General features: G+C 40.2%; 38 protein-coding genes. All 38 read left to right on the forward strand.

Going from position 1 to position 23,111, the window contains the following annotated elements:
- Positions 1 to 22: 22 nt before the first annotated feature.
- Positions 23 to 2,101, forward strand: a complete 2,079-nt coding sequence (gene fusA, locus SB717_RS28785; protein ID WP_071277657.1) for an elongation factor G — start codon at positions 23 to 25, stop codon at positions 2,099 to 2,101.
- Positions 2,102 to 2,217: 116 nt separating this feature from the next.
- Positions 2,218 to 3,408, forward strand: a complete 1,191-nt coding sequence (tuf, locus tag SB717_RS28790; RefSeq protein ID WP_013081371.1) for an elongation factor Tu — start codon at positions 2,218 to 2,220, stop codon at positions 3,406 to 3,408.
- A 315-nt stretch (positions 3,409 to 3,723) separates the two neighbouring features.
- Positions 3,724 to 4,032 carry a 30S ribosomal protein S10 gene (gene rpsJ / locus SB717_RS28795; protein ID WP_013054926.1) on the forward strand — a complete coding sequence of 103 codons (309 nt, stop codon included), beginning with the start codon at positions 3,724 to 3,726 and terminating at the stop codon, positions 4,030 to 4,032.
- 41 nt (positions 4,033 to 4,073) lie between these two features.
- On the forward strand, positions 4,074 to 4,703 hold the full coding sequence (rplC, locus tag SB717_RS28800; RefSeq protein WP_013054927.1) for a 50S ribosomal protein L3: 630 nt from the start codon (positions 4,074 to 4,076) through the stop codon (positions 4,701 to 4,703).
- A gap of 28 nt (positions 4,704 to 4,731) precedes the next feature.
- Positions 4,732 to 5,355, forward strand: coding sequence for a 50S ribosomal protein L4 (rplD, locus tag SB717_RS28805; protein ID WP_013081372.1), 624 nt, complete (start codon positions 4,732 to 4,734; stop codon positions 5,353 to 5,355).
- Positions 5,355 to 5,642 carry a 50S ribosomal protein L23 gene (rplW, locus tag SB717_RS28810; protein ID WP_013054929.1) on the forward strand — a complete coding sequence of 96 codons (288 nt, stop codon included), beginning with the start codon at positions 5,355 to 5,357 and terminating at the stop codon, positions 5,640 to 5,642. The genes rplD and rplW overlap by 1 nt, the downstream gene beginning before the upstream one ends.
- A 27-nt stretch (positions 5,643 to 5,669) precedes the next feature.
- Positions 5,670 to 6,500 (forward strand): 50S ribosomal protein L2, encoded by an 831-nt coding sequence (gene rplB / locus SB717_RS28815; protein ID WP_013081374.1) that lies wholly within the window; start codon positions 5,670 to 5,672, stop codon positions 6,498 to 6,500.
- A 57-nt stretch (positions 6,501 to 6,557) separates the two neighbouring features.
- On the forward strand, positions 6,558 to 6,836 hold the full coding sequence (gene rpsS, locus SB717_RS28820; RefSeq protein ID WP_013054931.1) for a 30S ribosomal protein S19: 279 nt from the start codon (positions 6,558 to 6,560) through the stop codon (positions 6,834 to 6,836).
- Between the two features lie 19 nt (positions 6,837 to 6,855).
- Positions 6,856 to 7,197 (forward strand): 50S ribosomal protein L22, encoded by a 342-nt coding sequence (gene rplV, locus SB717_RS28825; protein WP_013054932.1) that lies wholly within the window; start codon positions 6,856 to 6,858, stop codon positions 7,195 to 7,197.
- A gap of 3 nt (positions 7,198 to 7,200) precedes the next feature.
- The gene (rpsC, locus tag SB717_RS28830) at positions 7,201 to 7,857 is read left to right on the forward strand and encodes a 30S ribosomal protein S3 (RefSeq protein ID WP_013054933.1); all 657 of its coding nucleotides are present in this window, start codon (positions 7,201 to 7,203) and stop codon (positions 7,855 to 7,857) included.
- A gap of 2 nt (positions 7,858 to 7,859) precedes the next feature.
- The gene (gene rplP, locus SB717_RS28835; protein WP_013054934.1) at positions 7,860 to 8,294 is read left to right on the forward strand and encodes a 50S ribosomal protein L16; all 435 of its coding nucleotides are present in this window, start codon (positions 7,860 to 7,862) and stop codon (positions 8,292 to 8,294) included.
- The gene (rpmC, locus tag SB717_RS28840) at positions 8,284 to 8,484 is read left to right on the forward strand and encodes a 50S ribosomal protein L29 (protein WP_013054935.1); all 201 of its coding nucleotides are present in this window, start codon (positions 8,284 to 8,286) and stop codon (positions 8,482 to 8,484) included. Before rplP ends, rpmC begins: the two co-directional genes overlap by 11 nt.
- A 25-nt stretch (positions 8,485 to 8,509) precedes the next feature.
- A complete protein-coding gene (gene rpsQ, locus SB717_RS28845; RefSeq protein WP_013054936.1) occupies positions 8,510 to 8,773 on the forward strand; it encodes a 30S ribosomal protein S17 in 264 nt (87 codons plus the stop codon).
- Positions 8,774 to 8,824: 51 nt separating this feature from the next.
- On the forward strand, positions 8,825 to 9,193 hold the full coding sequence (gene rplN / locus SB717_RS28850; protein ID WP_013054937.1) for a 50S ribosomal protein L14: 369 nt from the start codon (positions 8,825 to 8,827) through the stop codon (positions 9,191 to 9,193).
- A gap of 49 nt (positions 9,194 to 9,242) precedes the next feature.
- The gene (rplX, locus tag SB717_RS28855) at positions 9,243 to 9,554 is read left to right on the forward strand and encodes a 50S ribosomal protein L24 (protein WP_013054938.1); all 312 of its coding nucleotides are present in this window, start codon (positions 9,243 to 9,245) and stop codon (positions 9,552 to 9,554) included.
- A gap of 31 nt (positions 9,555 to 9,585) precedes the next feature.
- Positions 9,586 to 10,125 carry a 50S ribosomal protein L5 gene (gene rplE / locus SB717_RS28860; RefSeq protein WP_013054939.1) on the forward strand — a complete coding sequence of 180 codons (540 nt, stop codon included), beginning with the start codon at positions 9,586 to 9,588 and terminating at the stop codon, positions 10,123 to 10,125.
- Positions 10,126 to 10,158: 33 nt separating this feature from the next.
- Positions 10,159 to 10,344 carry a type Z 30S ribosomal protein S14 gene (locus SB717_RS28865; protein ID WP_013054940.1) on the forward strand — a complete coding sequence of 62 codons (186 nt, stop codon included), beginning with the start codon at positions 10,159 to 10,161 and terminating at the stop codon, positions 10,342 to 10,344.
- 30 nt (positions 10,345 to 10,374) lie between these two features.
- Positions 10,375 to 10,773, forward strand: coding sequence for a 30S ribosomal protein S8 (gene rpsH / locus SB717_RS28870; protein WP_013054941.1), 399 nt, complete (start codon positions 10,375 to 10,377; stop codon positions 10,771 to 10,773).
- A 30-nt stretch (positions 10,774 to 10,803) separates the two neighbouring features.
- The gene (gene rplF / locus SB717_RS28875) at positions 10,804 to 11,343 is read left to right on the forward strand and encodes a 50S ribosomal protein L6 (RefSeq protein ID WP_013054942.1); all 540 of its coding nucleotides are present in this window, start codon (positions 10,804 to 10,806) and stop codon (positions 11,341 to 11,343) included.
- 32 nt (positions 11,344 to 11,375) lie between these two features.
- Complete coding sequence (gene rplR / locus SB717_RS28880) at positions 11,376 to 11,738, forward strand: 50S ribosomal protein L18 (RefSeq protein ID WP_013054943.1); 363 nt, start codon at positions 11,376 to 11,378, stop codon at positions 11,736 to 11,738.
- Between the two features lie 20 nt (positions 11,739 to 11,758).
- The gene (gene rpsE, locus SB717_RS28885; protein WP_013054944.1) at positions 11,759 to 12,259 is read left to right on the forward strand and encodes a 30S ribosomal protein S5; all 501 of its coding nucleotides are present in this window, start codon (positions 11,759 to 11,761) and stop codon (positions 12,257 to 12,259) included.
- Between the two features lie 14 nt (positions 12,260 to 12,273).
- Complete coding sequence (rpmD, locus tag SB717_RS28890; RefSeq protein ID WP_013054945.1) at positions 12,274 to 12,456, forward strand: 50S ribosomal protein L30; 183 nt, start codon at positions 12,274 to 12,276, stop codon at positions 12,454 to 12,456.
- Between the two features lie 33 nt (positions 12,457 to 12,489).
- The gene (rplO, locus tag SB717_RS28895; protein ID WP_013054946.1) at positions 12,490 to 12,930 is read left to right on the forward strand and encodes a 50S ribosomal protein L15; all 441 of its coding nucleotides are present in this window, start codon (positions 12,490 to 12,492) and stop codon (positions 12,928 to 12,930) included.
- Positions 12,930 to 14,222: a preprotein translocase subunit SecY gene (secY, locus tag SB717_RS28900; protein WP_013054947.1), complete on the forward strand. Its 1,293-nt coding sequence runs from the start codon at positions 12,930 to 12,932 to the stop codon at positions 14,220 to 14,222. The genes rplO and secY overlap by 1 nt, the downstream gene beginning before the upstream one ends.
- Before the next feature lie 66 nt (positions 14,223 to 14,288).
- Positions 14,289 to 14,942, forward strand: coding sequence for an adenylate kinase (locus tag SB717_RS28905; protein WP_013054948.1), 654 nt, complete (start codon positions 14,289 to 14,291; stop codon positions 14,940 to 14,942).
- On the forward strand, positions 14,939 to 15,685 hold the full coding sequence (map, locus tag SB717_RS28910) for a type I methionyl aminopeptidase (protein WP_074683737.1): 747 nt from the start codon (positions 14,939 to 14,941) through the stop codon (positions 15,683 to 15,685). The genes SB717_RS28905 and map overlap by 4 nt, the downstream gene beginning before the upstream one ends.
- A 235-nt stretch (positions 15,686 to 15,920) precedes the next feature.
- On the forward strand, positions 15,921 to 16,139 hold the full coding sequence (gene infA, locus SB717_RS28915; protein WP_010285101.1) for a translation initiation factor IF-1: 219 nt from the start codon (positions 15,921 to 15,923) through the stop codon (positions 16,137 to 16,139).
- A gap of 37 nt (positions 16,140 to 16,176) precedes the next feature.
- On the forward strand, positions 16,177 to 16,290 hold the full coding sequence (gene rpmJ, locus SB717_RS28920) for a 50S ribosomal protein L36 (protein WP_003156543.1): 114 nt from the start codon (positions 16,177 to 16,179) through the stop codon (positions 16,288 to 16,290).
- 24 nt (positions 16,291 to 16,314) lie between these two features.
- Complete coding sequence (gene rpsM / locus SB717_RS28925) at positions 16,315 to 16,680, forward strand: 30S ribosomal protein S13 (protein ID WP_013054950.1); 366 nt, start codon at positions 16,315 to 16,317, stop codon at positions 16,678 to 16,680.
- A 23-nt stretch (positions 16,681 to 16,703) separates the two neighbouring features.
- The gene (gene rpsK, locus SB717_RS28930) at positions 16,704 to 17,093 is read left to right on the forward strand and encodes a 30S ribosomal protein S11 (protein ID WP_013054951.1); all 390 of its coding nucleotides are present in this window, start codon (positions 16,704 to 16,706) and stop codon (positions 17,091 to 17,093) included.
- A 180-nt stretch (positions 17,094 to 17,273) separates the two neighbouring features.
- Positions 17,274 to 18,218 (forward strand): DNA-directed RNA polymerase subunit alpha, encoded by a 945-nt coding sequence (locus tag SB717_RS28935; RefSeq protein WP_013054952.1) that lies wholly within the window; start codon positions 17,274 to 17,276, stop codon positions 18,216 to 18,218.
- Positions 18,219 to 18,262: 44 nt separating this feature from the next.
- Positions 18,263 to 18,625: a 50S ribosomal protein L17 gene (gene rplQ / locus SB717_RS28940; RefSeq protein ID WP_013054953.1), complete on the forward strand. Its 363-nt coding sequence runs from the start codon at positions 18,263 to 18,265 to the stop codon at positions 18,623 to 18,625.
- 138 nt (positions 18,626 to 18,763) lie between these two features.
- A complete protein-coding gene (locus SB717_RS28945; RefSeq protein ID WP_074684380.1) occupies positions 18,764 to 19,603 on the forward strand; it encodes an energy-coupling factor ABC transporter ATP-binding protein in 840 nt (279 codons plus the stop codon).
- Positions 19,579 to 20,448 carry an energy-coupling factor ABC transporter ATP-binding protein gene (locus tag SB717_RS28950; RefSeq protein WP_074684379.1) on the forward strand — a complete coding sequence of 290 codons (870 nt, stop codon included), beginning with the start codon at positions 19,579 to 19,581 and terminating at the stop codon, positions 20,446 to 20,448. The genes SB717_RS28945 and SB717_RS28950 overlap by 25 nt, the downstream gene beginning before the upstream one ends.
- Positions 20,445 to 21,242, forward strand: a complete 798-nt coding sequence (locus SB717_RS28955; RefSeq protein WP_098621326.1) for an energy-coupling factor transporter transmembrane component T family protein — start codon at positions 20,445 to 20,447, stop codon at positions 21,240 to 21,242. Before SB717_RS28950 ends, SB717_RS28955 begins: the two co-directional genes overlap by 4 nt.
- Before the next feature lie 18 nt (positions 21,243 to 21,260).
- Positions 21,261 to 22,001, forward strand: a complete 741-nt coding sequence (gene truA, locus SB717_RS28960; RefSeq protein ID WP_410906051.1) for a tRNA pseudouridine(38-40) synthase TruA — start codon at positions 21,261 to 21,263, stop codon at positions 21,999 to 22,001.
- 156 nt (positions 22,002 to 22,157) lie between these two features.
- Positions 22,158 to 22,595, forward strand: coding sequence for a 50S ribosomal protein L13 (gene rplM, locus SB717_RS28965; RefSeq protein ID WP_013054958.1), 438 nt, complete (start codon positions 22,158 to 22,160; stop codon positions 22,593 to 22,595).
- A gap of 22 nt (positions 22,596 to 22,617) precedes the next feature.
- Positions 22,618 to 23,010 carry a 30S ribosomal protein S9 gene (gene rpsI, locus SB717_RS28970; protein ID WP_013054959.1) on the forward strand — a complete coding sequence of 131 codons (393 nt, stop codon included), beginning with the start codon at positions 22,618 to 22,620 and terminating at the stop codon, positions 23,008 to 23,010.
- Positions 23,011 to 23,111 lie beyond the last annotated feature (101 nt).

Below are 23,111 nucleotides of genomic sequence, written 5' to 3' on the forward strand. Positions count from 1 at the left end.
TATGGAAGGAGAAATACCTAAGATGGCAAGAGAGTTCTCCTTAGAAAACACTCGTAATATTGGGATCATGGCTCACATTGATGCTGGTAAAACAACAACAACTGAGCGTGTTCTTTATTATACTGGCCGTATCCATAAAATTGGTGAAACTCATGAAGGAGCTTCACAAATGGACTGGATGGAGCAAGAGCAAGAACGTGGTATCACTATCACGTCTGCTGCGACAACTGCTTCTTGGAAAGGTCACCGCGTTAACATCATCGATACTCCTGGACACGTAGACTTCACTGTTGAAGTTGAGCGTTCATTACGTGTACTTGATGGCGCTGTGGCAGTTCTTGATGCTCAATCTGGTGTTGAGCCTCAAACAGAAACAGTATGGCGTCAAGCGACTACGTACGGTGTTCCCCGTGTCGTATTCGTTAACAAAATGGACAAAATTGGTGCTGACTTCTTGTACTCTGTAAAAACGATCCACGATCGTTTAGGTGCAAATGCTCACCCAATTCAGTTGCCAATCGGTGCTGAAGATGACTTCGAAGCAATCATTGACCTTGTGGAAATGAAAGCATACTTCTACGAAGATGACTTAGGTACTCGTTCAGAATCTCGTGAAATTCCTGAGGAATACAAAGAGCAAGCTGAAGAATACCGTGCAAGCCTAGTAGAAGCTGTTGCAGAACTTGACGAAGAATTAATGATGAAGTACTTAGACGAAGGCGAGCTTACAGTTGAAGAACTAAAAGCTGGTATCCGTAAAGGTACTTGTGACGTTGAATTCTACCCAGTTATCTGTGGTTCAGCATTCAAAAACAAAGGTGTACAATTAATGCTAGATGCGGTAATTGACTACCTACCATCTCCAGTTGATGTACCATCAATCCAAGGTATCGTACCTGACACAGAAGAAGAAGTTACGCGTGAGTCTAGCGACAACGCTCCTTTCTCAGCATTAGCGTTCAAAGTTATGACGGACCCTTATGTTGGTAAATTAACATTCTTCCGTGTGTACTCTGGTGTACTAAGCTCTGGTTCATACATCAAAAACTCTACAAAAGGTAAGCGTGAGCGTGTAGGTCGTATCCTACAAATGCATGCTAACTCTCGTGAAGAGATTTCTGAAGTATACGCTGGAGATATCGCGGCAGCTGTAGGATTAAAAGATACTTCTACTGGTGATACTCTATGTGACGAAAAGAGTCTTGTAATTCTTGAGTCTATGGAATTCCCAGAGCCAGTTATCTCTTTATCTGTTGAGCCAAAATCAAAAGCTGACCAAGATAAAATGACTACAGCTCTTCAAAAGTTACAAGAAGAAGATCCAACTTTCCGTGCGGAAACTAATACAGAGACTGGTCAAATCATCATCTCTGGTATGGGTGAGCTTCACCTTGATATCATCGTTGACCGTATGCGTCGCGAATTCAAAGTAGAAGCAAACGTTGGTGCTCCTCAAGTAGCTTACCGTGAAACTTTCCGCGCTGGTGCGAAAGTTGAAGGTAAATTCGCTCGTCAATCTGGTGGTCGTGGACAATTCGGTCACGTTTGGATTGAGTTCGAACCTAACGAAGAAGGAAAAGGCTTTGAATTTGAGAACAAAATCGTTGGTGGTGTAGTTCCACGTGAATACATCCCTGCAGTTCAAGCTGGTCTTGAAGATGCATTACAAAACGGTGTTCTTGCTGGTTATCCATTAATCGATATCAAAGCTGCTTTAGTTGATGGATCTTACCATGACGTTGACTCAAGTGAGATGGCGTTTAAAATTGCCGCTTCTATGGCTCTTAAAAACGCAGTATCAAAATGTAACCCAGCTATCCTTGAACCAATGATGAAGGTAGAAGTTGTTATCCCTGACGAATACTTAGGAGATATCATGGGTGACGTTACGTCTCGTCGTGGACGTGTAGAAGGTATGGAAGCACGCGGTAACGCTCAAGTTGTACGTGCATTCGTTCCACTTTCTGAAATGTTTGGTTATGCAACTGCATTACGTTCAAACACTCAAGGTCGCGGAACATATTCTATGCACTTCGATCACTACGAAGAAGTTCCTAAATCAATTTCAGAAGAAATTATTAAAAAAAATAAAGGTGAATAATTGATTTTCACTCTTTATTGAAGTATAACTACTTATGTACGCTGTGAAAGTGGAGTTTATTCCCTTTCACGGCCTCATAAAACATAAACTACATGAATTTTAAGGAGGATTTTCGAATGGCTAAGGAAAAATTCGACCGTTCAAAAACACATGCCAATATCGGTACAATTGGTCACGTTGACCATGGTAAAACAACTTTAACAGCTGCTATCACTACTGTTCTTGCTAAGAAAAGTGGTAAAGGTGCAGCAATGGCTTACGACATGATCGACGCTGCTCCAGAAGAGCGCGAGCGTGGAATCACAATCTCAACTGCACACGTTGAGTATGAAACTGACACTCGTCACTATGCACACGTTGACTGCCCAGGACATGCTGACTATGTTAAAAACATGATCACTGGTGCTGCTCAAATGGATGGCGGTATCTTAGTAGTATCTGCTGCTGATGGTCCAATGCCACAAACTCGTGAGCACATCCTTCTTTCTCGTCAAGTAGGTGTACCTTACCTAGTTGTATTCTTAAACAAATGTGACATGGTAGACGACGAAGAGCTACTTGAATTAGTAGAAATGGAAGTACGTGACCTTCTTTCTGAATACGACTTCCCTGGTGACGATGTACCAGTAATCAAAGGTTCTGCTCTTAAAGCTCTTGAAGGCGAAGCTGATTGGGAAGCTAAAATCATCGAGCTTATGGACGCTGTTGATGAGTACATCCCAACTCCAGAACGTGACACTGAAAAACCATTCATGATGCCAGTTGAGGACGTATTCTCAATCACTGGTCGTGGTACAGTTGCTACAGGTCGTGTAGAGCGTGGACAAGTTAAAGTTGGTGACGTTATCGACATCATTGGTTTAACTGAAGAGCCAAAATCTACTACTGTAACAGGTGTAGAAATGTTCCGTAAGCTTCTTGACTATGCTGAAGCTGGCGACAACATCGGTGCTTTACTTCGTGGTGTAGCACGTGAAGAAATCCAACGTGGACAAGTATTAGCTAAACCAGGCTCAATCACTCCACACACTAAATTTACTGCTGAAGTATACGTTCTTTCTAAAGACGAAGGTGGACGTCACACTCCATTCTTCACAAACTACCGTCCACAGTTCTACTTCCGTACAACTGATGTAACTGGTATTTGTAACTTACCTGAAGGCGTAGAAATGGTAATGCCTGGCGACAACATCGAAATGACTGTTGAACTTATCGCTCCAATCGCGATTGAAGAAGGTACTAAATTCTCAATCCGTGAAGGTGGACGTACAGTAGGCGCTGGCGTTGTAGCTAAAATCAGCGAGTAATTTCTCGTTTCAGTAAAGGGAGTAGGGTAACCTACTCCTTTTTTATTTGGTGATAAAAGGTAAAGATAGTTTTTACTATTACACTTGCAAAATGATCTCCTTTTATATATAATGAAAAAAGTGTGCGACACATAAAAAAGTTTTTTAACTTTATTGTTGCAATATGAACCCATTTTTAGTATAATAAAAATGTTGGTCTTTGACTGCGATGATGCGGAAGGTTGCCGACACACCCGGCCGCTTTGCCATGGCGAGTGTGGGGAAATTTCCGCGGAGAATGTCTATTGTAAAATAGGCGAAAAAGGAGGGAAAATAATGGCAAAAGAAAAAATTCGCATTCGTTTAAAAGCATATGATCACAGAATTCTTGATCAATCTGCTGAGAAAATCGTAGAAACTGCAAAACGTTCTGGTGCGGCTGTATCTGGTCCGATTCCATTACCGACTGAAAAATCAATTTATACAATTCTACGTGCAGTACACAAATATAAAGATTCTCGTGAGCAGTTCGAAATGCGCACGCATAAACGCTTAATTGATATCGTGAATCCAACACCACAAACTGTTGATTCATTAATGCGTTTAGACTTACCATCTGGTGTAGATATCGAAATTAAACTTTAATTTAAAATAAAGAATGAAAAGATACTTAGGAGGTGTGACTAATGGCCAAAGGAATCTTAGGAAGAAAGATCGGTATGACTCAAGTATTTGCTGAAAATGGTGACTTGATCCCAGTAACAGTAATTGAAGCTTCTGCTAACGTAGTTCTTCAAGTTAAAAACGCTGAGACAGACGGTTACGAAGCAATCCAATTAGGTTTCGAAGATATCCGTGAAAAACTATCTAACAAACCTGCAAAAGGACATGCTACTAAAGCTAATACTGCTCCTAAGCGCTTCATCCGTGAGTTACGCGGTGTGGACGCTTCAGCATATGAAGTTGGTCAAGAAGTCAAGGTTGATATTTTCGCAGAAGGCGATGTAATTGATGTAACAGGAATCTCAAAAGGTAAAGGTTTCCAAGGTGCTATTAAACGCCACGGACAATCTCGCGGACCTATGTCTCATGGTTCTCGCTACCACCGTCGCCCAGGTTCAATGGGTCCTGTAGCTCCAAACCGCGTATTCAAAGGTAAATTATTACCAGGACGCATGGGTGGAGAGCGCATCACTGTGCAAAACTTATCAATCGTTAAAGTTGACGCAGAACGCAATCTTTTATTAGTAAAAGGTAACGTGCCAGGAGCTAGAAAATCTCTAGTTACTGTTAAATCTGCAGTTAAATCTAAATAATAATTCTTCGAGAAAGGAGGAATAACCAATGCCAAAAGTAGCATTGTTTAACCAAAACGGTGAAAACGTTGGAGAGATCGAACTTCAAGATGCCGTTTTCGGTATCGAACCAAACAACAAAGTACTTTTCGACGCGATCGTAATGCAACGCGCATCTCAACGTCAAGGTACTTCTAAAGTTAAAAATCGTTCTGAAGTAAGAGGCGGTGGCCGTAAGCCATGGCGTCAAAAAGGTACTGGTCGTGCTCGTCAAGGATCTATCCGTTCTCCACAATGGCGTGGTGGTGGCGTAGTATTTGGTCCAGTTCCAAGAAGCTATAGCTACAAATTACCTAAAAAAGTTCGTCGTTTAGCAATTAAGTCTGCATTATCAACTAAAGCTCAAGATAACAGCATCGTTGTTCTTGAAGCTCTTTCTTTTGACGCTCCAAAAACAAAAGAAATGGTAGCAGTTCTTAAAAACCTAACAGTAGAACGCAAAGCATTAGTAGTAACTGCTGATCTTAACGAAAATGTTGCACTTTCAGCACGTAATATTCCTGGTGTAACAGTTGTTGCAGCTAATGGTTTAAGCGTATTAGACGTTATGAACCATGATAAGCTTGTAATCACTAAAGACGCAGTTGAAAAAGTAGAGGAGGTGCTTGCATAATGAAAGATCCTCGTGATATTATTAAGCGCCCCGTAATTACAGAACGTTCAACAGACTTAATGGCTGAGAAAAAATATACGTTTGATGTTGATGTAAGAGCTAATAAAACTGAGGTTAAAGATGCTATCGAAAAAATCTTTGACGTAAAAGTTGAAAAAGTAAACATCATGAACTACAAAGGTAAATTCAAGCGTGTAGGTCGCTACAGTGGTCTTACTAACCGTCGTCGTAAAGCGGTAGTAACACTAACTCAAGAGAGCAACGAAATCGAATTCTTCGAAGCTTAAGATTACTAGAGAAGGAGGGAAATTGAGATGGCGATTAAAAAGTATAAACCAACCTCAAATGGTCGTCGTGGTATGTCAGTTTCTGATTTCGCTGAAATTACTACTGACAAACCAGAAAAATCGTTACTTGCACCTGTCAAGAGAAAAGGTGGTCGTAACAACCAAGGTAAATTGACTGTTCGTCACCAAGGTGGTGGGCACAAGCGTCAATACCGTATCATCGATTTTAAACGCGATAAAGATGGAATACCTGGACGCGTTGCTACAATCGAATATGATCCAAACCGTTCAGCTAACATCGCATTAATTCATTATGCTGATGGTGAAAAACGTTACATCCTTGCTCCTAAAAACCTAAAAGTAGGTTTAGAAGTTATGTCAGGTCCTGAAGCTGACATTAAAGTAGGTAACGCGCTTCCTTTAGCTAACATCCCTGTTGGTACAGTAGTACACAACATCGAATTGAAACCTGGTAAAGGTGGACAATTAGTTCGTTCTGCAGGTACATCTGCTCAAGTACTTGGTAAAGAAGGTAAATACGTATTAGTACGTTTAACTTCTGGTGAAGTACGCATGATCCTTGCAACTTGTCGTGCAACTGTAGGTCAAGTTGGTAACGAACAACACGAGTTAATCAACATCGGTAAAGCCGGTCGTTCTCGTTGGTTAGGTATCCGTCCAACTGTACGTGGTTCTGTAATGAACCCTAACGATCACCCACACGGTGGTGGTGAAGGACGTTCTCCAATCGGACGTAAGTCTCCAATGAGTCCATGGGGTAAACCAACACTTGGTTACAAAACTCGTAAGAAGAAAAACAAATCCGATAAATTTATCGTTCGTCGTCGTAAAAAATAACGGGATTGAGCTACGGTTCAAACGAACCGTAGGACAATCACGAAGGGAGGTTCATTTATGGGTCGCAGCTTAAAGAAAGGACCTTTTGTAGATGACCATTTAATCAACAAAATTGAGAAGTTAAACGAAACTGACAGCAAGCAAGTAGTAAAAACTTGGTCTCGTCGTTCAACTATCTTCCCTCAGTTCATTGGTCATACAATTGCTGTATATGACGGTCGTAAACATGTACCAGTTTATGTTACTGAAGACATGGTAGGTCACAAACTTGGTGAATTCGCACCATCTCGTACTTACAAAGGTCACGCAAGTGATGATAAGAAAACAAGACGCTAATATGAGAGGAGGCTTTTAAATGCAAGCTAAAGCTGTCGCGAGAACAGTACGTATTGCTCCTCGTAAAGTTCGTTTAGTTGTAGATTTAATTCGAGGTAAGCAAGTGGGTGAAGCGCTAGCAGTGCTACTTCACACGCCAAAGGCTGCTTCTCCAGTCGTTGAGAAAGTATTAAAATCTGCTATTGCCAATGCAGAACACAATTATGAAATGGACGCTAACAATTTAGTTATTACTGACGCTTTTGTTAACGAAGGTCCAACTTTAAAACGTTTCCGTCCACGCGCTATGGGACGTGCAAGCCAAATCAACAAGCGCACAAGCCACATCACAATCGTGGTATCAGAAAAGAAGGAGGGATAATTCATGGGTCAAAAGGTAAATCCGGTCGGTCTTCGCGTCGGTGTCATCCGTGATTGGGAATCAAGATGGTTCGCTGGCAAAGACTACGCTGACTTATTACATGAAGACTTAAAAGTACGTGAATATATCGCTAAACGTTTAAACGATGCAGCTGTTTCTAAAGTTGAAATCGAACGCGCTGCTAACCGCTTAAACGTAACGATCCACACTGCAAAACCTGGTATGGTAATTGGTAAAGGTGGTACTGAAGTAGAATCACTTCGTAAAGCTCTTAACCAATTAACAGGCAAGCGTGTACACATTAACATCCTTGAAATTAAACGAGCTGATTTAGATGCTAAACTAGTAGCTGAAAACATCGCTCGCCAACTTGAGAACCGTGTATCATTCCGTCGTGCTCAAAAGCAAGCTATCCAACGTAGTATGCGTGCTGGCGCACAAGGTATCAAAACAATGGTATCTGGTCGTTTAGGCGGAGCTGATATTGCTCGTTCTGAATATTACAGTGAAGGTACAGTTCCACTTCATACACTTCGCGCTGATATTGACTATGCTCACGCTGAAGCAGATACTACTTATGGTAAACTTGGTGTGAAAGTATGGATCTATCGTGGAGAGGTTCTTCCTACTAAAAAGAAAACTGAGGAAGGAGGAAAATAATTATGTTATTACCAAAACGCGTTAAATATCGTCGCGAACATCGCGGAAAAATGCGTGGACGCGCTAAAGGTGGTACGGAAGTACATTTCGGTGAATTCGGTTTACAAGCTACTGAAGCTTCTTGGATTACAAACCGTCAAATTGAAGCTGCTCGTATCGCAATGACTCGTTACATGAAACGTGGCGGTAAAGTATGGATTAAAATTTTCCCTTCTAAACCTTATACTGCTAAGCCTCTAGAAGTCCGAATGGGTTCTGGTAAAGGTGCTCCTGAAGGTTGGGTAGCAGTTGTTAAACCTGGAAAAGTAATGTTTGAAATTTCAGGTGTATCTGAAGAGGTTGCACGTGAGGCTTTACGTTTAGCTGCACACAAGCTACCTGTAAAATGTAAGTTTGTAAAACGTGAAGAAATTGGTGGTGATTCTAATGAAAGCTAATGAAATTCGTGACCTTACCACTGCTGAAATTGAACAAAAAGTTAAGGCTTTAAAAGAAGAGTTGTTTAACCTTCGTTTCCAATTAGCGACTGGACAATTAGAGAATACTACTCGTATTCGCGAAGTGCGCAAATCGATCGCTCGTATGAAAACTGTAGTTCGTGAAAGAGAGATTGCTGCTAATAAATAATTAAGTCTGAGAGGAGGCTTTCAGAATGAGTGAACGCAACCAACGTAAAGTTTACACTGGCCGCGTAGTTTCTGACAAAATGGATAAGACTGTTACTGTTCTTGTTGAAACTTACAAAAAGCATTCGCTTTATGGCAAGCGTGTAAAATACTCAAAGAAATTCAAAGCTCACGATGAAAACAATACAGCTCAACTAGGCGATATCGTGAAGATCATGGAAACTCGTCCGTTATCAGCTACTAAACGTTTCCGTCTAGTAGAAGTTGTAGAAAAAGCTGTTATCATCTAATAGTTAAGATAGATCGGATAAGAATGATTCATCCGAAGGGAGGTTTCGTACATGATTCAACAAGAATCTCGTTTAAAAGTTGCAGACAACTCTGGTGCACGTGAGGTACTTACTATTAAAGTACTTGGTGGTTCAGGTCGCAAGACAGCAAACATTGGTGATGTTATCGTTTGTACGGTGAAACAAGCAACACCAGGAGGCGTTGTTAAAAAAGGTGACGTTGTTAAAGCTGTTGTTGTACGTACAAAAAGTGGTGTTCGCCGTACTGACGGTTCTTACATCCGTTTCGACGAAAATGCTTGCGTAATCATCCGTGACGACAAAGGACCACGTGGTACTCGTATCTTCGGACCAGTTGCTCGTGAATTACGTGATAACAACTTCATGAAGATCGTATCATTAGCTCCAGAAGTTATCTAATTGATATATAGAACAAATACAAAATGCCTTTTAAGGAGGTGCGAATAGGATGCATGTTAAAAAGGGCGACAAAGTAGTGGTTATCTCTGGTAAAGACAAAGGTAAGCAAGGTGAAGTACTTGCAGCTTTCCCAAAGAAAGACCGTGTACTTGTTGAAGGCGTGAACGTTGTTAAAAAACACTCTAAACCTTCTCAAGTAAATCCACAAGGTGGAATCGTTAGCCAAGAGGCACCTATCCACGTATCAAACGTAATGCCGTTGGATCCTAAATCTGGTGAGCCAACTCGTGTTGGGTACCAAGTTATCGATGGCAAAAAGGTACGTGTAGCAAAAAAATCTGGTGAAACTTTAGATAAATAATTAATGAAATGTGAAGGGAGGTTTAGTTCACATGAACCGTCTTAAAGAGAAATTTACAAAAGAGATTACTCCTGCTCTAGTTAGCAAGTTTAATTATGAATCTGTAATGCAAGTGCCAAAAATCGACAAGATCGTAATCAACATGGGTATCGGTGATGCTGTTTCTAACTCAAAAGCTTTAGATAACGCTGTTGAAGAACTAGCTGAAATCACTGGTCAAAAACCTGTTGTAACTCGTGCGAAAAAATCTATCGCTGGTTTCCGTCTTCGTGAAGGTATGCCAATCGGTGCGAAAGTTACTTTACGCGGCGAGCGTATGTACGAATTCTTCGATAAACTAGTATCAGTATCACTTCCACGTGTGCGTGATTTCCGTGGTGTATCTAAAAAAGCATTTGATGGTCGTGGAAACTACACGTTAGGTGTTAAAGAACAATTGATCTTCCCAGAGATCGATTATGATAAAGTAACTAAAGTTCGTGGTATGGATATCGTTATTGTTACAACAGCAAACACTGATGAAGAAGCTCGTGAGCTTTTAACTCAGTTCGGTATGCCATTCCAGAAGTAATAACTGCCAACGTTAAGCAGAGGAGGCGAAAATGTGGCTAAAAAATCAATGATTGCGAAGCAAAAACGCCAGCAAAAATTCCAAGTACAAGAGTATACACGTTGCGAACGTTGTGGACGTCCACACTCAGTACTACGTAAATTCAAGCTTTGCCGTATTTGTTTCCGTGAGCTTGCTTATAAAGGTCAAATTCCTGGTGTTAAAAAAGCTAGTTGGTAAAACCCAAGTTTGGGAAGGAGGTAAATTAATATGGTAATGACTGATCCTATTGCAGATTTACTAACTCGTATCCGCAATGCGAACATGGTTCGTCATGAGAAAATTGAAGTTCCTGCTTCTAACATTAAGAAGCAAATTGCAGAAATCCTTAAGCGTGAGGGTTTCGTACGTGATGTAGAATACATCGAAGACAACAAACAAGGTATTATCCGTATCTTCTTAAAATACGGTTCAAATAACGAACGTGTAATTACAGGCTTAAAACGTATCAGTAAACCTGGTCTACGTGTTTATGCAAAAACTAACGAAGTACCACGTGTACTTAACGGTTTAGGTATCGCAATCGTTTCTACTTCTCAAGGTGTTTTAACTGACAAAGAAGCTCGTCAAAAGCAAACTGGTGGAGAAGTATTAGCGTACGTTTGGTAATAAGTTTTAAATGTGAATGGAGGTGTAACTATGTCACGTGTTGGTAAAAAGCCTTTAGAACTTCCAGCAGGTGTTACAGTTACGAACGAGAGCAACACTGTAACTGTAAAAGGACCAAAGGGTGAATTAACTCGTACATTCCACCCTGAAATCGAAATTAAAGTTGAAGACAACGTACTAGTTGTTAATCGTCCTAGCGACAATAAAGAGCACCGCGCTCTTCACGGAACTACTCGTAGCCTTTTAGGTAACATGGTTGAAGGTGTTACTAAAGGATTCGAACGTGGTTTAGAATTAGTCGGTGTAGGTTACCGTGCACAAAAATCTGGTAGCAAATTAGTATTGAGCGTTGGATACTCTCACCCAGTTGAGATTACTCCTGAAACAGGAATCGAAATCGAAGTTCCTTCTCAAACTAAGATCGTTATTAAAGGTATTGATAAAGAACGCGTAGGTGCATTAGCTGCAAATATTCGTGACGTTCGTCCACCAGAGCCTTACAAAGGTAAAGGTATTCGTTACGAAGGCGAATATGTACGTCGTAAAGAAGGTAAAACTGCTAAGAAGTAATGCCGGTTAGGTAAAAGAAAGGAGTGCCCGAAATGATCACGAAGCTTGATAAAAACAAAGTTCGTAAAAAAAGACATGCTCGTGTTCGTGCGAAGTTATCTGGAACTGCAACTCGTCCGCGTTTAAACGTGTTCCGTTCTAATCAACATATTTACGCACAAGTTATCGACGATTTAAATTCAGTAACAATCGCAAGTGCTTCAACGTTAGATAAAGACCTGACTTTAGAAAGCACTGGTAACACTGAAGCTGCTATCAAAGTTGGCGAATTAGTCGCTAAACGCGCAGTAGAAAAAGGTGTAAACGAAGTAGTATTCGACCGTGGCGGTTATTTATATCATGGCCGTGTTAAAGCATTAGCTGACGCTGCTCGTGAAGCTGGATTACAATTCTAATTGTAAAAGGAGGGAAAATCATGCGTCGTATTGATCCAAATAAATTAGAGCTTGAAGAACGTGTTGTTACCGTTAACCGCGTAGCTAAAGTTGTGAAAGGTGGACGTCGTTTCCGCTTCGCTGCATTAGTTGTAGTTGGTGACAAAAACGGTCACGTTGGATTTGGTACTGGTAAAGCACAAGAGGTACCAGATGCAATCCGTAAAGCAATTGAAGATGCGAAGAAAAACTTAATTACTGTACCTATGGTTGGTACAACTATTCCACACGAAATCCTTGGACAATTTGGTGCAGGTCAAATTTTCTTAAAACCTGCTTCTGAAGGTACAGGAGTTATCGCTGGTGGCCCAGTTCGTGCGGTACTAGAATTGGGTGGAGTAAGTGATATTCTATCTAAATCTTTAGGTTCAAACACTCCAATCAACATGGTACGTGCAACTCTTAACGGTTTAGCTAACCTAAAACGTGCTGAAGATGTTGCAAAACTACGTGGCAAGACTGTAGAAGAACTGTTAGGATAAGGGAGGGATATAGAATGGCAAACAAACTAGCAATTACCCTTACTCGTAGCGTAATTGGTCGTCCAGAAGATCAACGTGTAACTGTTCGTACACTTGGCCTACGTAAGTTAAATCAAACTGTCGTTCAAGACGATAATCCTGCAATTCGCGGAATGATTAACAAAGTAGCTCACCTTGTTACAGTAAAAGAGCAATAAGTATAAATTGTCACTCTAAGGAGGTGCTCCGGAATGAAACTTCATGAATTGAAACCAGCTGAAGGTTCACGTAAAGTACGTAACCGTGTAGGTCGTGGTACTGGTTCAGGTAACGGAAAGACTTCAGGTAAAGGTCACAAAGGGCAAAACGCTCGCTCTGGCGGTGGCGTAAGACCTGGCTTCGAAGGTGGTCAAACTCCTTTATTCCGTCGTCTTCCAAAACGTGGGTTCACTAATATCAATCGCAAAGAATACGCGATCGTTAATTTAGAAGCTCTTAACCGTTTTGAAGATGGAACTGAAGTAACACCAGAATTATTAATCGAAACTGGTTTAGTAAGCAAAGCAAAAGCTGGCGTTAAAGTACTAGGAAACGGTACATTAAACTCTAAGCTAACTGTTAAAGCTGCTAAATTCTCTTCAACTGCTAAAGAAGCTATCGAAGCTGCTGGCGGTACAGTTGAGGTGATCTAATGTTTCAAACAATCTCCAATTTAATGCGCGTGCGTGAAATAAGACAAAAAATCTTTTTCACTTTGTTAATGTTAATTGTCTTCCGAATTGGTACATTTATTCCTGTACCAAGTGTTAATACGGATGTACTAAAATTGCAAGATGGGTTAAATGTATTCGGAGTTCTGAATACATTTGGCGGCGGCGCGTTAAAAAACTTCTCCATTCTTGCTATGGGCATTATGCCTTATATTACAGCATCCATCATCGTCCAATTATTGCAGATGGATGTTGTACCTAAGTTTACAGAATGGTCAAAGCAGGGAGATGTTGGGCGCCGTAAATTAGCTCAAGTAACTCGTTATGGAACAATTGTGCTTGGATTTATCCAGGCTTTAGGTATGTCTATAGGATTCAACAATATTTCGGGCGGACAATTGATCGCTAATCCAGGAATTTCTACGTATCTTCTAATTGCTACAGTGTTAACGGCAGGTACTGCCTTCTTAATGTGGTTAGGAGAACAGATTACTGCAAAAGGCGTAGGTAATGGTATTTCTATCATTATCTTTGCTGGGATTGCGGCTGGTATTCCGACAACATTAAATCAAATTTATGCACAGCAATTTGAAGACGTTGGGGATCAATTATTCATTCGTATCGTAACGGTAGTTTTAATTGCGATTGCAGTTTTAGCTATTATTGTTGGGGTTATTTACTTCCAACAAGCGCTACGAAAAATTCCTATTCAATATGCAAAGGGTTCAGCTGGTCGTAATCCTGTTGGAGGTCAATCCACTCATTTACCGTTAAAAGTAAATGCTGCTGGGGTTATTCCTGTTATCTTTGCAGTTTCATTTATTATCACACCACCAACAATTGCATCATTTTTCGGTCCAAATGATGTAACAACGTGGATTCAGAATACATTTGACTATACTAAGCCAATTGGTATGATAGTGTATGTAGCGTTAATCATTGCTTTTTGTTACTTCTATACATTTGTTCAAGTTAACCCTGAACAAGTAGCAGAGAACTTGAAAAAGCAAGGTGGCTACATCCCAGGCATTCGTCCTGGTAAAAGCACACAAGCTTATTTAACGAAAGTGTTATATCGTCTGACATTAATCGGTTCGATATTCCTTGCGTTAATTGCTGTGTTGCCGGTTCTGTTCATCAAAATTGCAAACCTACCATCATCTGCTCAGATCGGCGGTACTAGTTTGTTAATTGTTGTCGGTGTAGCTCTTGAGACAATGAAACAGCTTGAGAGTCAATTAGTGAAACGCCATTATAAGGGATTTATTAAGTAAAGCTGTTTAGTGGGGGGCAGGTTGCTTTCCCATTAAACGGATAAGATACTGAGGGGGAAGCAAGAAATGAATTTAGTGTTAATGGGCCTTCCTGGTGCTGGGAAAGGTACTCAAGCAGAAAAAATCGTTGAGCATTACGATATCCCTCATATCTCAACAGGAGATATGTTCCGAGCTGCAATTAAAGAAGGAACGCAACTAGGTTTAAAAGCTAAATCATTTATGGACCAAGGTAACCTTGTTCCTGATGAAGTAACAATTGGAATTGTGCGCGAGCGTTTAAACAAACAAGATTGTGAAAACGGCTTTTTACTTGATGGCTTCCCAAGAACAGTAGCCCAAGCAGAAGCTCTTGAAACAATTACAAAAGAACTAAACAAGCAAATTGATTATGTGATTAATATTGATGTAGATCAAAGCATTTTAATGGAGCGTCTTACTGGACGCCGCATTTGTAAAGATTGCGGAGCTACTTACCACTTAGTATTCAATCCTCCTGCGAAAGAAGGAGTTTGTGACAAATGTGGCGGAGAGCTTTATCAACGTGCAGATGACAATGCTGAGACGGTTTCAACTAGACTTTCAGTTAATGTTAAACAATCTCAACCTCTACTTGATTTCTATCAAGAAAAAGGTTATCTACGCAATATTAATGGTAATCAAGATATTAACATTGTGTTTGAGGATGTTCGTCAATTACTTGCTGGGGTTAAGCAATGATCATTTGCAAGACACCAGAGGAAATTGAGGTCATGCGTGAAGCTGGACGAATCGTGGCTTTAACTCATCAAGAGTTGAAAAAACATATCGTTCCAGGTATTACGACTATAGAATTGGATGCAATTGCTGAAAATTTTATTCGTCAACATGATGCAATTCCGTCTTTTAAAGGGTATAATGGTTTTCGCGGCAGTGTATGTGCTTCTGTGAATGAAGAATTAGTTCATGGTATTCCGGGAGAACGCAAGCTTAATGAAGGAGATATCATCAGTTTAGACATCGGAGCTAAATTCGGTGGCTATCATGGTGACTCAGCTTGGACATATGGAGTAGGAAAGATTTCATTAGAAAATCAAGAGCTGCTTAATGTGACCGAGCAATCTCTCTACAAAGGATTAGCAGAAGCGAAGCCGGGTGAGCGTTTGTCGAATATTTCACATGCTATTCAACAGTACGCAGAATCACGTAACTTTTCGATTGTAAGAGAATATGTTGGCCATGGCGTCGGCAAAGACTTACATGAAGATCCGCAAGTACCTCATTATGGTCCACCGAATAAAGGACCGCGTCTACGTCCAGGCATGGTATTGGCAGTTGAGCCAATGGTGAATGCTGGTATGCGATATGTAAAAACATTAACTGATAACTGGACAGTTGTGACAGTGGATGGTAAAATGTGTGCGCACTTCGAACATACTATTGCAATTACTGAGACGGGATATGAAATTCTGACAGCATTGTAATGTTAAAGGATGTTATCTCTATCCATTCCTCGCTAGATGCACTGGACAGTAAACAGTAATTATCTAAATTCACGATGATCGTTTTTCGTCTGAATTGCTGTTAAAATGGTAAAGATGTATATTAGCGTCAATCATCTTGAATTTAATGATTACGATCTCCGGATGTTCAGAACAGGTTCTTTTTAAGTCGTTTAATGATAGCTTGTTACTGTTTCAAAGAAAGGAGAGCACTTTAATGGCAAAAGACGATGTAATTGAAGTTGAAGGTACAGTTGCTGAGACTTTACCTAACGCTATGTTCAAGGTAGAATTAGAAAATGGTCATACAGTACTTGCTCACGTATCAGGGAAAATTCGCATGCATTTCATTCGAATCTTACCTGGTGATAAAGTAACTGTAGAATTGTCACCATACGATTTAACTCGCGGTAGAATTACGTACCGTTTCAAATAAAACCTATGCACTCCGTACTATCAAGGAGGTATGAAACATGAAAGTCAGACCATCAGTTAAACCAATCTGCGAAAAATGTAAAGTTATCCGTAGAAAAGGTAAAGTAATGGTAATTTGTGAAAACCCTAAGCATAAACAAAAACAAGGTTAATCAATAAGGAGGTGCACTATTCATATGGCACGTATTGCTGGTGTTGATATTCCTCGTGACAAGCGTGTAGTAATTTCATTAACATACATTTTCGGTATTGGTCGTCCAACTGCTGAAAAAGTTCTAGCTGAAGCTGGAGTTTCTGAAGATACTCGCGTTCGTGACTTAACAGAAGAAGAATTAGGTAAAATTCGTGATATTTTAGATAGCTATAAAGTAGAAGGCGATCTTCGTCGTGAAGTTTCTTTAAACATCAAACGTTTAATTGAGATTGGTTCATACCGTGGTATCCGCCACCGTCGTAGTTTACCAGTTCGTGGTCAAAACAGTAAAAACAATGCTCGTACACGTAAAGGCCCACGCCGTACTGTAGCGAACAAGAAGAAATAATTAGTAAGGGAGGTCATTAACAGATGGCACGTAAAACTAATACACGTAAACGTCGCGTGAAAAAGAATATTGAAGCTGGTGTAGCTCATATTCGCTCAACGTTTAACAATACTATTGTAACAATTACAGATGTTCACGGTAATGCGATTGCTTGGTCTAGTGCAGGCGCACTTGGCTTCAGAGGTTCTCGTAAATCTACTCCATTTGCTGCGCAAATGGCTGCTGAAACTGCTGCAAAAGTTTCTATGGATAACGGAATGAAAACTCTTGAAGTTACAGTTAAAGGCCCTGGTGCTGGTCGTGAAGCAGCTATCCGTGCTCTTCAAGCTGCAGGTTTAGAAGTAACAGCTATTAAAGATGTTACTCCTGTACCTCACAACGGATGCCGCCCACCAAAACGTCGTCGTGTATAATTAATATGTATAGATTCTATTTCGTTGTCTATAATGATGATGGTGTAGAATTTATTCATGCAACGAAATGTTTTCCATTTGTTGTGCACATTCGGGAACTGTCTAATAGGGAATTTCGGTTAGGCATTTGAGAAATCAGCCGTCTAGCCGAGGTTTCGACGTTTTGAAGGAGGGTTTATATTGATAGAGATTGAAAAGCCAAAAATCGAAACGGTAGAAATCAGCGATGATAGAAAGTACGGTAAATTCGTCGTCGAACCACTTGAGCGTGGATATGGTACTACTTTGGGTAACTCCTTACGTCGTATCCTATTATCCTCACTCCCTGGTGCAGCTGTAACATCTATTCAAATTGAAGGTGTATTACATGAATTTTCAACAGTTCCTGGAGTTGTTGAAGATGTAACAAACATCATTTTAAACGTTAAAAAGTTAGCGTTAAAGATTTACTCTGATGAAGAGAAAACACTTGAGATCGATGTTAAAGGTCCTGGTACAGTAACGGCTGCTGACATTCAAGCAGACAGCGATATCGAAGTTCTAAATCCAGATCTTCATATTGCAACACTTGAGTCAGATGCTCATTTCCGTATGAGACTTACTGCTCGCACAGGTCGAGGTTATAATCCTGCCGATGCTAACAAGCGTGAAGACCAACCAATTGGTGTACTTCCAATTGACTCAATCTATACGCCTGTTACTCGCGTATCGTATTATGTAGAAAATACTCGTGTTGGTCAAATGACAAATTACGATAAGTTAACGTTGGATGTTTGGACTGACGGTAGCATCGAGCCAGAAAAAGCTGTTGCTTTAGGTGCAAAGATTCTAACGGAACACTTAAATATCTTCGTTAACTTAACAGATGAAGCTCAAAAAGCAGAGATCATGGTAGAAAAAGAAGAAGACCAGAAAGAAAAAGTTCTAGAGATGACGATCGAGGAACTGGATTTATCTGTTCGTTCTTACAACTGCTTAAAACGAGCAGGCATCAATACTGTACAAGAGCTTGCTAATAAAACAGAAGAAGATATGATGAAAGTTCGTAACTTAGGCCGTAAATCTTTAGAAGAAGTTAAAGCTAAACTTGAAGAATTAGGTTTGGGTCTACGTAAGGACGACTGATTATATCTACCTGTTTAACTACTTAACAAAGGAGGGGACCTCACATGTCTTACCGTAAATTAGGTCGTACAAGCGCACAACGCAAGGCGCTTCTTCGTGATTTAACAACTGATTTAATCATCAGTGAACGCATTGAGACAACTGAAGCTCGTGCAAAAGAATTACGTTCAACTGTTGAAAAAATGATTACTTTAGGTAAACGTGGAGATCTACACGCTCGTCGTCAAGCTGCATCTTACATCCGTAATGAAGTAGCTAACGAGGAAGCTGGTCAAAGCGCTTTACAAAAACTATTCAGCGATATCGCTACTCGCTACGAAGATCGCCAAGGCGGTTACACTCGTATCTTAAAAGTTGGACCTCGCCGTGGTGACGGTGCTCCAATGGTTATCATTGAATTAGTTTAATATTTTTAATACAGATAGAAAAGGGCGAGACAGTGTGTAACTAGTCGTTGCCCTTTTTTTATACCTTAAACCGGGTAAATAGCGTAAAAAACCAATGTAGGCAATGCTGCAATAGAAAAAGCTGAGAGGAAGATAGCGTTGAAAGAAATGTCTTTAGAGGTAAAAGATTTATGCTTTCGATACGATCCTGAAGCAGACCTAACATTAGATCACCTTTCTCTCTCTGCTTATAAAGGTGAATGGTTAGCGATAGCTGGACATAATGGATCTGGTAAATCGACGCTGGCACGAATTCTAAACGGCCTTTTGCTACCTGAAAAAGGAACGGTTCGAGTGGGCGATACTCTTTTATCTGAAGAAACAATATGGGATGTGCGTAAGCAGATTGGAATGGTGTTTCAAAACCCAGATAATCAATTTGTTGGCTCAACCGTTCAAGATGATATTGCGTTTGGGCTTGAAAACAACGGGATTCCATTTGAGATTATGGAAAAACGTATACCTGAAGCAATCGAAATGGTCAATATGGGTGCTTTTTTGGATCAAGAGCCTCATCAGCTATCAGGTGGACAAAAACAGCGTGTGGCCATTGCGGGTATAATTGCCGTACAGCCATCTGTCATCATTCTAGATGAAGCAACATCTATGTTAGATCCTATTGGACGAACTGAAGTACTTGAAACTGTTAGAAAATTAAAAGAAGAAAAACAACTGACGGTTATTTCAATTACCCACGATTTAGATGAAGTAGCAATGGCTGACAGAGTCGTTGTGATGAACAAAGGGAAGATCTATGCAACAGGTACTCCACGCGAAGTATTTGCATTAGGTTCCAAGTTAACGGATATTGGACTAGACTTGCCGTTTTCCGTTAAGCTAAGCCATCGTTTTGCTTCCGTAGGAATTCCTTTATCAAAAATTCATTTAACAGATGAGGACTTGGTGGACGAACTATGGACATTATATTCAAAGAAGTAGAGCATCGTTATCAAGTTAATACACCATTTGAACGAATTGCTCTACATGACTTAAATTTAAGCATTCAATCAGGTACATTTTTGGCTGTTATTGGCCATACTGGTTCTGGGAAATCAACAATCATACAACATCTGAATGCTTTATTGAAGCCAACTGCTGGTGAAATTCAAATCGGTGAGCGCACAATTAAAGCCAATCGAAAAGAAAAGAATTTAAAAGCTATTCGTCAGCAAGTAGGCGTGGTGTTTCAATTTCCAGAACATCAGCTTTTTGAAGAAACGGTGGAAAAAGATATAGCTTTTGGACCAATGAATTATGGCGTTTTGGAAGAAGAAGCAAAGCAAAAAGCAAGAGAGCTTATCAAGTTAGTGGGGTTGCCAGAAGACCTTCTCACCAGATCTCCTTTTGATTTGAGTGGTGGACAAATGCGTCGTGTAGCGATAGCAGGTATTCTAGCAATGAATCCTAATGTGCTAATTTTAGATGAGCCAACTGCTGGATTGGATCCTAGAGGCCGTCAAGAAATTATGAATATGATTTATCGTCTTCATAAAGAAAAAGGCTTGACGACGATTCTCGTGACTCACAGCATGGAAGATGCAGCTATGTACGCTGATGAGCTAATTGTGATGAATAAGGGAACAATTGCAATGAAAGGGTCACCTAGAGAAGTGTTTGGTCAGCATACGCAGCTAAAAGAGTATGGATTGGATGTTCCAGAATCGCTTCGCTTTATGCTGAAGCTGCAAGAGAAATTTCAGCTTGAAGCATCGGATACGGTTATTACCTTTTCTGAAGTGGTAGAGAAAGTGCAGCACCTTATGCAGCAAGGTGAACGATTATGATGAACTCAATCATTATTGGTAAGTATGTGCCGGGTCATTCTGTTGTCCATCGAATGGATCCTCGGGCCAAGCTGCTTCTCGTATTTGCGTATGTATTAATTGTGTTTTTAGCAAATAACCCTATCGGCTATGCTTTTTTAGGTGTGTATACCCTTGTGATAGTGGCCATGAGTAAAGTGCCCGTTTCATTTATTTTAAGAGGGTTAAAGCCCGTTCTATTTATTATCATCATCACGTTTCTTTTGCACATTTTTATGACAAAGGAAGGTCCTCTTTTGTTTGAATGGGGATGGTTTTCTGTCTATAAAGGCGGCCTTATTCAAGGTATTTTAATTTCCTTGCGCTTCTTGTTCTTAATTTTAATTACGACGATGCTAACACTAACGACTACGCCCATTGAAGTAACAGATGGAATGGAAAGCTTGCTGAATCCATTTAAAAAGCTCAAGCTTCCTGTCCATGAATTAGCTTTAATGATGTCCATTTCTCTTCGCTTTATTCCTACACTGATGGAAGAGACTGATAAGATTATTAAAGCGCAGACAGCTCGAGGAGTGGACTTTAGCAGCGGCCCCGTTACGGATCGGTTGAAAGCTGTCGTTCCTTTGCTTGTTCCTTTATTTATAGGTTCATTTAAGCGTGCTGAGGAGCTAGCTATTGCCATGGAGGCAAGAGGTTATAAAGGCGGAGAAGGGCGTACAAAGTATCGTCAATTGAAATGGGGAAGCATAGATACGATTATGCTTTTACTTCTGCTGGCAGTAGCTGTTGTTTTAGTAATGATTAGAACGTAAAGATTGTTTGGTGAAAAGATGAAACGTTTAAAATGTATAGTTGCATACGACGGTACACACTTTTCGGGTTATCAAGTTCAGCCCAATAAGCGAACTGTTCAACTGGAGATTGAAGCCGTTTTAGAGAAAATGCACAACAAAAAAGTTCCGATTTACGCCTCTGGACGAACGGACACAAATGTTCATGCACAGGGGCAAGTCATTCATTTTGACACAAACCTAAATATTCCATGTGATAAGTGGAAAAAAGCATTGAATTCAATGCTACCAGATGATATTGTAATGAAGAATGTATGTGAAGTTGATGCACATTTTCACGCCCGGTATGACGTTACTTCAAAAGAGTATCGCTATCATATTTTGCGCGGCGAAGATCGAAATCCTTTCACTCGTTCTTATGCATACCATTACCCTTATCCATTAGACTACTCAAAAATGAAAAAAGCCATCACATATTTACTCGGTACACACGACTTTACAAGCTTTTGTTCTGCGAGGACAGAAGTGGAAGATAAGATTCGTACGATTTACAAGATTGATATGTATGAAGAGAATAGTCAGCTTGTGTTTAGATTCGTTGGAAGTGGCTTTCTGTATAATATGGTTCGTATTCTTGTTGGCACGCTTTTAGAAGTAGGACAAGGCCGTATTGGACCAGATGCTATAAAAGATATTCTAGAAAGCAAATCACGTCCTCGTGCAGGGAAAACTGCGCCTTCGCAAGGACTATATTTATGGCGCGTTTTCTATGACAACTAAACCTGGTGTAACATTTTCTTGACATTAGTAGCTTAAAGATATAATATATCATATGGTATGTATTTTAACCCCACGGTTAGCCCCGGAAATTAATCGTGTTGAAATAGAAGGTTGAAATAATTTTATAATTGATGATGAAAATTAGGAGGGAAACTCATGCGTACAACTTTCATGGCGAAAGCAAACGAAGTAGAGCGTAAATGGTATGTTGTCGATGCTGAAGGTAAAACTTTAGGTCGTTTAGCAAGTGAAGTAGCATCAATCTTACGCGGTAAACATAAACCAACTTTTACACCACATGTTGATACTGGTGATCACGTGATCCTTATCAATGCGTCAAAAATCGAACTAACAGGTAAAAAATTAACTGATAAAATTTATTACCGTCACAGCATGCACCCAGGTGGTTTGAAACAACGTACAGCATTAGAAATGCGTACTAACTACTCTGAGAAAATGCTTGAATTAGGAATCAAAGGCATGCTTCCAAAAGGTAGCCTAGGCCGTCAAATGTTCAAAAAATTACATGTGTATGCTGGTGAAACACATCCACATGAAGCACAAAAACCAGAAGTTTACGAACTTCGCGGATAATTAATAAGAGGAGGTTATTATCTTGGCACAGGTACAATATTACGGAACTGGTCGTCGTAAAAGCTCTGTTGCTCGTGTACGTTTAGTACCAGGTAACGGTCGCGTAACAATCAACGGTCGTGAAATCGAAGAATACATTCCATTTGCTGCACTACGTGAAGTAGTAAAACAACCACTTGCTTTAACTGAAACTGTAGGTAACTATGACGTATTTGTAAACGTTAATGGTGGAGGTTATGCAGGTCAAGCTGGCGCTATTCGTCACGGAATCTCTCGTGCTTTATTAGAAGCAGACCCTGAATACCGTGGAACATTAAAACGTGCTGGTCTATTAACTCGTGACGCTCGTGCGAAAGAACGTAAAAAATACGGTCTTAAAGGCGCTCGTCGTGCACCACAATTCTCAAAACGTTAATTTTATATTACGTTTCAAGCCTTGGTCTTTGGACCAAGGCTTTTTTTATTTGTTGTTTGCGTATGAGACGAAGGCTTGTGCAAACAATATGTAAAAAAGGG

The sequence above is a fragment of the Priestia sp. SIMBA_032 genome (genome assembly GCF_046535215.1).
GTDB classification, from domain to species: Bacteria; Bacillota; Bacilli; order Bacillales; family Bacillaceae_H; genus Priestia; species Priestia aryabhattai.